General features: G+C 39.6%; 3 protein-coding genes and 2 pseudogenes. 3 read left to right on the top strand and 2 right to left on the bottom strand.

Features of this window, described 5'->3' with window-relative positions:
* Positions 1 to 30: 30 nt before the first annotated feature.
* The 3 genes and pseudogenes from ACFIJJ_RS09365 (at position 31) to ACFIJJ_RS09375 (ending at position 975) form a co-directional block, all read left to right on the top strand.
* Positions 31 to 437, top strand: a pseudogene (locus ACFIJJ_RS09365) (hypothetical protein).
* Positions 425 to 619, top strand: coding sequence for a hypothetical protein (locus ACFIJJ_RS09370; protein ID WP_375646758.1), 195 nt, complete (start codon positions 425 to 427; stop codon positions 617 to 619). Before ACFIJJ_RS09365 ends, ACFIJJ_RS09370 begins: the two are co-directional and overlap by 13 nt.
* Positions 616 to 975, top strand: a complete 360-nt coding sequence (locus tag ACFIJJ_RS09375; protein ID WP_375624232.1) for a hypothetical protein — start codon at positions 616 to 618, stop codon at positions 973 to 975. The genes ACFIJJ_RS09370 and ACFIJJ_RS09375 overlap by 4 nt, the downstream gene beginning before the upstream one ends.
* Positions 976 to 1029: 54 nt before the next feature.
* Here ACFIJJ_RS09375 and ACFIJJ_RS09380 read toward each other — a convergent pair whose 3' ends face one another.
* On the bottom strand, positions 1030 to 1230 hold the full coding sequence (locus ACFIJJ_RS09380; protein ID WP_015856172.1) for an AlpA family transcriptional regulator: 201 nt from the start codon (positions 1228 to 1230) through the stop codon (positions 1030 to 1032).
* 207 nt (positions 1231 to 1437) lie between these two features.
* Positions 1438 to 2604 (bottom strand): annotated as a pseudogene (locus tag ACFIJJ_RS09385) (tyrosine-type recombinase/integrase).
* Positions 2605 to 2656: the final 52 nt, after the last annotated feature.

Below are 2656 nucleotides of genomic sequence, written 5' to 3' on the forward strand. Positions count from 1 at the left end.
AAAACCTTGAATTAAATCATGGAGGAAAAAATGAAACAAACTCTAAAGCTATTAGGTGCTGTAACTTTATTAGGTATAGCTGGATGTCAGTTTAATAAAACTCCTGGAGGGTATTTGAGCGCGTGGGAGAAAAATGGTGTTACTGATTTTACTGAAATAGGAAAAGCCTTATTAGAATGTGGTATGCCAGCTCCTTATGATGTATTTCCAGAAAACAGAAATTTAAGCAACAATGCAATAGCAACAATTCATGCTTGTATGGTTCAATCAGGTTTCCGCTATAAAGATGAAAGGGGGGGGGATGGTGTGTAAACCATAAAGCCGAAAATCTCCCGATTTGTCGTCCAGGTGCTGTTGTTCCACAGCGCAGTGTCAAGAAGCGCTTAAACAGCCCTTTTTGTAAAAAGCATCCAGAACAATATGAATGCTATCCTTAAGTCTTTCTTGTGATGATCAACAATCTGCCATCCTTGCCTTCTCTTGGAATGGCGGGACTGTTCCCTCAATCCAACATTTCAATATTGTTCACCGTTGTTTAAACAGCGGTGACAGAAAATATCAACAGGCTTATGAGCTCTGTTTTATTGTAAATAAATCCATTGAAAGAGGGGCAGAATGAAGAAAATCTTAAAACTGTTGAGTTGTATAGCTCTGTTAAGTATCACTGGATGTGTTAACTCAATTCCCTCACTTTCTCCAGCATTATGGAGAAATAAAATACTTTTAGAATGTGGAGTACCGGACCTTAATAAGGTTGTGGCGCTAGATTTGAATCAATTTGCCAGTATTGAAATGTGTATGGCGCAATCAGGTTTTCGCCCTAGCTTTACAATACAAGATTGGTGTGAGAACCATAAATCAGACAACCTTCCCATATGTCGTCCTGGTGCTGTCATGCCTCAGCGAAGTGTTGAGAGACGCTTAAATAGCTCTTATTGTAAAAAGCATTCAGAACAACTTGAATGCAAACCTTAAGTCTTGCTTCAGCAGAGAAAGCCTTGTCCATCCTTACGTGACAAGGTTTTCTTTTTATGCCGCGTCGTTATAACGTTGCTGTTTTGCTTGCTCGATGACATTCAAAAGATCTGATTGTAACCAACGCGATAAAAAACCAAATTTTAAAGGTTTTGGTAAAGAGCCATTGGTAACATGACGCCGGAATGTTGAGACACTCATATGAAGCAATTTTGCACTTTCACGGTCTGTTAAAAGAATATCATTTTCTGTCATATTAAAATCCTTTCACTATAAAAATGGCAACAAATCATAACCATTTATTAACCACATTTTGGTTCATTTTTGAAGGTATTTTATTTATAGAAAACAATATTTTATCATACAATTTCTGATGTGATACGTGATGAATCTTATTGAGAAAGAATGAGAGAGAAGAGAGCTAAAGTTATCCACAGATAATGGGGTTATTCACCCCATATTTTAGGTTTGACCCGTGACATAAGCCGCCCATTTATCCATATAGACACGGCGCTGTTCTAGATAGTCAGTACGACGATAGGAGCGCTCTACTTGTCCTCCTACTGTATGACTTAGAATAGTTTCAGCGACCTCATAGGGGGCATCGGTTGTTTCTGCTAGCCAATCGCGTAAACTAGAGCGAAAACCATGGGGGCAAGCTTCAATTTTATTTTTTCTCATATACGCCGCCATCATCGTATGTGAAAGAGGACCACGACCGGTAAGTGAAAAGATGAAATCACTTTTAGAGATACAGCGGGCTTGTTCAATTACTTTTATTGCTTCAGATGATAGGGGCACGCGAAACTCTGTTGTGGCATCACGCTTGCCTTTCATATTCTCAGCAGGGATTGTCCATATATCACCTTCAATCTGATCTTCACGAATATGACGCAAAGGGTTGGTACGAACGCCTGTCAGGATAAGCAGACGCAAAGCTAAATGTTTTATAGTTGTTGTTTTGCAGAGAAATTGGTAAAAAGCCGGCACATCTCTCCAATCCATGGCTGGTAAGCTTTGTTTTTTATGACGTTGTTTGCCTAAGAGAGCGCGTGCTTTTTCTACTGCTTGTAAATCAACATCTAACCCTAATGCAGCCGCATGTTTGAGACAAAGATTAAGACGTATCAATGCTGTTCGAGCAATTACAGCCTTTGTATGCCAAATGGGAGAAAGGGTATTGCGTATCTCTGTTTGCGTAATCTCTGAAACGGGTAAACAGCCTAATTTAGGGAGAATATGAAGGCGTAAAGGTGTAAACCATTTACCATTTTTACCATCACCTTTTAATTCAGCTTTACGAGTTTCAAAAGTATCTAGTGCAATATCTTTTAAGTAATGGAGATTGCTTATTGCCTCACGCTTTTGTTTATCGCGTTCTTTAATGGGGTCACGCCCTTCATGCAAAACAGAACGCCATTGATTTGCCAATTCACGGGCTTTTTTTAAAGAAACATTTCGCAACGCCCCCAAGCCCATTTCACGACGGCGCCCATGAATGGTATAACGATAAATCCATTGAGCACCTCCATCTTTACGCTTGTGAAGAAGTAAGCCGGTACCATCACACTATTTGCCAGCTCCCAATGTTGCGACAGCCCTTACATTAAGACGGTTCATAAGAGCCATTTTTAAATTCTTTCTTATACAGTTTTTACCCACACGAAAATCCCGCTTGTAA

This window comes from Bartonella sp. TT29SHDZB, from assembly GCF_042193395.1.
In the GTDB taxonomy this organism is placed as follows: Bacteria; Pseudomonadota; Alphaproteobacteria; order Rhizobiales; family Rhizobiaceae; genus Bartonella.

Bases quoted from the DNA above. Each gene is read 5' to 3' on its own strand.
- ACFIJJ_RS09380 (WP_015856172.1), bottom strand. From the start codon at position 1,230: ATGACAGAAAATGATATTCTTTTAACAGACCGTGAAAGTGCAAAATTG.
- ACFIJJ_RS09375 (WP_375624232.1), top strand. From the start codon at position 616: ATGAAGAAAATCTTAAAACTGTTGAGTTGTATAGCTCTGTTAAGTATC.
- ACFIJJ_RS09370 (WP_375646758.1), top strand. From the start codon at position 425: ATGCTATCCTTAAGTCTTTCTTGTGATGATCAACAATCTGCCATCCTT.